Source organism: Pseudophaeobacter sp. (assembly GCF_039971195.1).
In the GTDB taxonomy this organism is placed as follows: domain Bacteria; phylum Pseudomonadota; class Alphaproteobacteria; order Rhodobacterales; family Rhodobacteraceae; genus Pseudophaeobacter.
In genome coordinates this window covers 65,552-71,551 of the sequence record NZ_JBDWPJ010000034.1, presented here as the reverse complement: position 1 = coordinate 71,551, position 6,000 = coordinate 65,552, and the positions used below count along the sequence as shown (strand labels likewise).

4 protein-coding genes and 1 tRNA gene are annotated in these 6,000 nt (G+C 57.8%); all 5 read left to right on the top strand.

Annotation, left to right across the window (positions count from 1 at the left end; all coding sequences use genetic code 11):
- Positions 1–751 (top strand): NUDIX domain-containing protein (locus ABJP42_RS02760; RefSeq protein ID WP_348338365.1); only part of this gene is annotated, 751 nt, incomplete at its 5' end.
- A 69-nt stretch (positions 752–820) separates the two neighbouring features.
- Positions 821–1,855: a cysteine synthase A gene (locus tag ABJP42_RS02755; RefSeq protein WP_348338364.1), complete on the top strand. Its 1,035-nt coding sequence runs from the start codon at positions 821–823 to the stop codon at positions 1,853–1,855.
- Positions 1,856–1,875: 20 nt separating this feature from the next.
- Positions 1,876–4,377 (top strand): DUF3772 domain-containing protein, encoded by a 2,502-nt coding sequence (locus tag ABJP42_RS02750; protein WP_348338363.1) that lies wholly within the window; start codon positions 1,876–1,878, stop codon positions 4,375–4,377.
- Positions 4,352–5,089, top strand: coding sequence for an alanyl-tRNA editing protein (locus tag ABJP42_RS02745; RefSeq protein ID WP_348338362.1), 738 nt, complete (start codon positions 4,352–4,354; stop codon positions 5,087–5,089). The genes ABJP42_RS02750 and ABJP42_RS02745 overlap by 26 nt, the downstream gene beginning before the upstream one ends.
- Positions 5,090–5,169: 80 nt before the next feature.
- A tRNA-Ser gene (locus ABJP42_RS02740) sits at positions 5,170–5,259 on the top strand.
- Positions 5,260–6,000 lie beyond the last annotated feature (741 nt).

The window sequence follows — 6,000 nt, the reverse complement described above, 5'->3', positions numbered from 1 at the left end:
GGGTGCGCTGACCCTGCGGGCCGCAGAGGAAGTGATGGCCTATCAGGGACGTGTAACAGCGGAAGAGATGCGCCAGTGCTTCCCTTCGATCCGGCGGCGGGCAGGGTCCTGGCTGGAGGCGCAGGCGCGCTCGGAAGATCCGGCGCATGATCTGTCTCGCGATGTCCTTGTCGCCAGGCACAAGCGCGCCTTTGTGAACTTCTTTGCCATGGAGGAAATGGACCTGCAGTTTCGCCGCTACGATGGCAGCATGAGCCCGATGGTGAATCGCGGCGTGGCGCTGGTGGGGCGGGCTTCGGTGGTGCTGCCCTATGATCCGATCCGCGATCAGGTGCTTTTGGTGGAGCAGTTTCGCGCGGCAACCTTTATTGCTGGCGAAAAACGCCCCTGGATGTGGGAGCCGGTGGCAGGGTTGATCGACCCAGGCGAAACAGCCGAGCAGGCTGCCCGGCGCGAGGCGATGGAAGAGGCTGGCGTAACTGTCTCCAAACTGGAAGAAGTCTCTGCCGCCTATCCGTCCAGTGGTTCCTCAGGGGAGTTTATCTATATATTCATAGGGATTACGGATCTTTCCGATATCAATGGCGGCGGCGGCGTGGCCGGGGAAAACGAAGATCTGCGAAGCGAAATCCTGGGCTTTGACGCCCTGATGCAGGGGGTGGATGACGGGATCTATCAGGATTTGCCGCTGGTCACGGCGGCGCTGTGGCTCTCACGCCATCGTGATCGGCTGCGGGCAGAGGCCAGCTAACACAGCTTCTCATCTTGTAGAGGTCAGTCCGCTTGGTTACATCTTGGGGGAATGATCGAAAGGGATACCATGCGCATTGCACGCGATCTGGCCGACGCCATTGGCCACACTCCGCTGATCCGTCTTAACCGCGTCAGCGACGAGACCGGATGTGAAATTCTGGGCAAGGCGGAGTTCATGAATCCCGGTCAATCGGTCAAGGACCGGGCCGCGCTTTACATCATCAAGGACGCCATCGCCCGTGGCGACCTGAAGCCCGGCGGCACCATTGTCGAAGGCACGGCTGGCAATACCGGCATTGGCCTCGCGCTGGTCGGGGCTTCGATGGGTTTCAAAACTGTCATCGTTATCCCGGAAACCCAGTCCGAGGAAAAGAAGGATATGCTGCGTCTGGCGGGCGCGCAATTGGTGCAGGTACCTGCGGCACCCTATCGAAATCCGAACAATTTTGTGCGATATTCCGAGCGGTTGGCAAGGGAACTTGCCAAAACCGAACCGAATGGCGCGATTTGGGCTAATCAGTTCGACAATGTCGCAAACAAACAGTCCCATGTGGAAACCACCGGCCCCGAGATCTGGGAACAGACGGGTGGCAAGGTAGATGGCTTTACCTGCGCGGTTGGCTCTGGCGGAACTTTGGCAGGCGTTGCCGAAGCGCTGCAGCCCAAAGGGGTAAAGGTTGCCTTGGCGGATCCAATGGGGGCCGGGCTCTACGCTTACTATACCACTGGCGAGATCGCCATGGAGGGCTCTTCGATTGCCGAGGGCATTGGCCAGGTCCGGATCACCAAGAACCTCGAAGGCTTCAAGCCGGACTTCAACTACCAGATCCCGGACAGTGAGGCGCTGCCTTACATTTTTGATCTGCTGCACGATGAAGGTCTGGTTCTGGGCGGCTCTTCTGGGATCAATATCGCTGGTGCTGTGCGCATGGCCAAAGACATGGGGCCGGGCAAGACCATTGTGACGGTGCTTTGTGACTACGGCACCCGCTACCAGTCCAAGCTGTTCAACCCGGACTTCCTGCGCGAAAAGGATCTGCCGGTTCCTGATTGGATGACCCATGCACCGGCCTCCATCCCCGGCGTTTTTGAAGACGTATGACCTGCAGCAGTCCGCAGTTGATGAGATATCGTTCTGAGGTCGCAGCGTTGCGGCCTCTGGCGTTTTTGAGCCGGGCTGCGATATCGTCTGCAAGGTATCTGCTGGCGCTTGTCCTGATTGTGGGGCTTTGGGCCGGGGCAGCCTTGGCGCAGTCCAGTGACCAGCAAACAACCTATTTGCAAGAATGGGAAAAGACAGCCCTGAGGGCGGAACAGGCTATTGATGCTGGCCGTGCTTCTACCGCTGCCTTTGAACTGGTGCGCAAGGATCTGACCGCGTTTCGGCAGAAATTTCAGATCGTCAAATCGGAAAACTCCCAGCGTATTTTGACCCTCGAGGGGCAGTTGGCCGCTTTAGGATCTGCTCCGGCAGAGGGGCAGGTCGAGGCCGAGGATATTGCTTCGCTGCGGGCGCATCTGACGTTGCAGCTTAACAAGCTGCGGGTGCCACGCATTGTGGCCGAAGAAGCCTTTAGCCGCGCGGATGGGCTGATTGGAGAAATCGACACCATCATTCGTGAACGGCGGACCAAGTATCTGCTGCAAAGGGGGCCGTCACCTTTGAACCCGGAGCTCTGGCCGGATGCTCTGGTGGCCCTGTCCCGCGCCGGCCTGACCCTGTGGCATGAAACCAAGTCCCAGATCGGAAATGATACCACTATCGAGCGGATCTCGAATGGTCTGCCCGGCATCGTTGCGCTGGTTCTGATTGGCAGCCTTCTGCTTCTGAGGGGGCGTCCCTGGGCCCAGACCATGGGGCGTTATCTGCGCGGACTTGGAGCACGGGGGACGGGAGTCTGGACCTTTGTGGTTTCCCTGTTGCAGGTGATTTTGCCGCTTCTGGGCATCCTGTTGTTCACCGCCGCATTGGAGCTGAGCGGTATTTTGGGTGTGCGTGGTACCCTGTTGCTGAACCATGTGCCGCAATGGGCCTTTACGCTGCTGTCGTTTCACTGGCTCGGCGAGCGCCTGTTTGTAGCCCGCCGCGATGGCGCTTTGGTGGCGATTTCGCAGGCGCGCAGAAACGAATCCCGCATGATCGTGGATCTCTTGGCGGTCATTCTGGTGCTGCAGGATGTGCTCAATCAGTTTTACCTGCTGGAAAACCCCACTTCTGAAACCCGCGCAGTTCTTTCCTTTCCTTTGATCTTGTTGGCTGCCCTGGTGCTCTATCGGTTGAACCTGATTGGCAAAGCTGTGGTTGTTCAGAGTGACCCGGAAGAGGAGCACGATTTTGATCGCCGCAGCTCTGGGGGAACTTCCCGCGTGGTTGCTCTGGTGCGGCGGGGCGCACATTTGCTGGGGTTGGCCGCGCCGGTTCTTGCCGCAGTTGGCTACGTCAATGCGGCCGAAGCGCTGATCTACCCGGCCATTCTGACGATCGCGCTTTTGGCAGCTCTGGTCATCGTGCAGCGCTTTGTTGGCGATCTCTATGGCTGGCTCTCGGGGAAGGGCGCGGCAGTTCAGGACACGCTGGTCTTTGCTGGGATGGGGTTTGTCCTCTGCCTGCTGGCGGTGCCTCTTTTGGCCCTGATCTGGGGCGCAAGGGTCGCAGATCTGACAGAGCTGTGGTCAACCTTCCTCGAAGGCTTCCAAATCGGCGACGCGACCATTTCACCGGTCGCCTTCCTCAGCTTTGTGGTCATTTTTGCCATCGGCTATGCCATTACCCGTCTGGTTCAAGGCAGCCTGCGCACGTCACTTTTGCCGAAAACAAAGATCGATCCTGGCGGGCAGAATGCCATTGTCTCTGGTACTGGCTATATCGGGGTGTTTCTGGCTGCCTTGGTGGCGATCTCGATGGCTGGGCTGGATCTGTCGTCTCTGGCGATTGTTGCGGGGGCCCTGTCGGTTGGCATCGGCTTTGGTTTGCAGACCATTGTCTCCAATTTTGTCTCTGGCATCATTCTGCTGGTGGAGCGCCCGATTTCCAAAGGGGATTGGATCGAAGTTGGCGGGTTGATGGGCTATGTGCGCGACATTTCCGTACGTTCGACCCGGATTGAGACCTTTGATCGCAGCGATGTCATTGTGCCGAACTCCGATCTGATCACCGGAACCGTGACCAATTACACCCGTGGCAATACGGTTGGTCGGGTGATTGTGCCGGTGGGCGTGGCCTATGGTACAGATCCACGCCGCATTGAAGAAATCCTGGGCGAAATCGCCAGGGCCCACCCGATGGTGGTGATGAAACCGCCGCCCAGCGTCATCTTTCAGGGATTTGGAGCTGATAGTCTCGATTTTGAAATTCGCGCCATCCTGCGGGATGTGAACTGGGTTTTGTCGGTGAAGTCGGATCTCAACTACGAAATTGCAGCGCGTTTTGCAGCCGAGGATATCGAGATCCCATTTGCTCAGCGTGACCTGTGGATCCGCAACCCAGAGGCCCTGGCGGGAAGCTCCCAAAAGGCGGAGGCGCAGCCGGAGGTCAAACCGGTCCCTTCGTCGGAACCGGTACAGCCAGACCTGAGCGATCTGGAGGCAGGAGACGCAGATGGAGACGCTGATGGCGATAGGTGACAGGCTTTATGGCAGAGATGCCTATCAACAAAGCGCAACAGGACGGGTGGTCGCCCAGACTGACGAAGGTGGGCTCCTTTTGGATGCGGAGCTTTTCTACCCGACTGGAGGTGGTCAACCGGGGGACGCTGGGGAACTCAGCTGGTCTGGCGGCAGGTGCCAGATCGACAATACCATCAAAAGCGCAGAAGGGGGGTCAGTCCTGGTGCCAGCAGAGGGCAGTGTATTGCCCCCTGTTGGGACTGAAGTGACGCAGAGCCTGGACTGGGATCGCCGCCTTGGCCATATGCGCGTGCACACAGCCCTGCATCTGTTGTCCGTGGTGGTGCCTTTTGAAGTCTCCGGAGGCGCAATTACCGCTGCCAAAGGGCGGCTCGATTTCAATATGCCCGAGATGCCAGCAGATAAGCAGGCTTTGCAGGATCAATTGCAGTGCTTGATCGACCGCGATCTTGAGGTGTCTGAAAGCTGGATTACCGATGCCGGGCTGGAGGCCAACCCACAGCTGGTCAAGACCATGTCGGTCTCACCGCCGCGAGGGACAGGCCGGGTGCGCCTAGTGCGCATTGGCACCGAGCAAGAGCAGGTAGACCTGCAGCCCTGTGGTGGCACCCATGTCAGGAGCACAGCCGAGATCGGTAGAATCCGCATCGGCAAGATGGAGAAAAAGGGAAAGCAGAACCGGCGCATCTATCTTCATCTGGAGGCGTGAAAAAGGTTTTGAAAAAGGTGGATTTTTTGTCAGAACGGGCCTTGCAATTCCTTTTCTGATCGGTCAAAAGTCCGCCTAACGGAGAGGTGGCCGAGTGGTCGAAGGCGCACGCCTGGAAAGTGTGTAGGCGGGAGACCGTCTCCAGGGTTCGAATCCCTGTCTCTCCGCCATACCCCACTTTGCAATACTGTTTACGCAGCCCCTTTGCTGCGTCTTGTTCCTGATATCCTGATCACAGTTTATCAGTCGGTGCTCTGGCCGAAGATTTGACCCGTGTCCCGGCCCGCATCTCGTTCTATGTCCAGCCCTGTGTCCCGGTCTTGCCACTTCTGCGCCTCATTGCTGGGTTTCGACGGGCCGCGAAGACACGATTCTCTGTCGCATCTTTTACAGTTCGGAAACAGTTCCACCGATTTGCGGTGATTGATCTTGGTTTTGAGGCAGGGCTCGCGCAAAACGGTTGGTGACCGGGGGGCGCATGGCAAAAGGTGCCTAGTTCAGGCTGTTGCCCAGTTGGAAACAGCAAAGCGCGAAAACACGGGGTTTTGTTTCCACTTTGGCAAAGGTCTGAGTAGTGCTGCGCTATTGCGGAAAAGCGGAGAACAATAGGGCGGATTTGCCTATGAAACACGGCGCCAACAGGGGGCCTCTCAGGGGGCGAATCCAGTTTTTATTAAAACTTCTGAAAGTTTTTCCTCTTTGTTGAGCTACCTCTATCAGCTATTCATTAACTTGCCCATTTGGGGGGTAACTTTTTCTCTGGTCTGTTTCAGAGGACGGTTTTGGCGCAAAGCTGCCTTTTGCACCACGTGAACTGCCTTCACGTATGAACCGTCCTTCTGGTCCCGACAGACCACCTGTTCGACCGCTATCGTGGCCTGCGCTTTTGCGCAGCCAGTATTGGCCGTTTG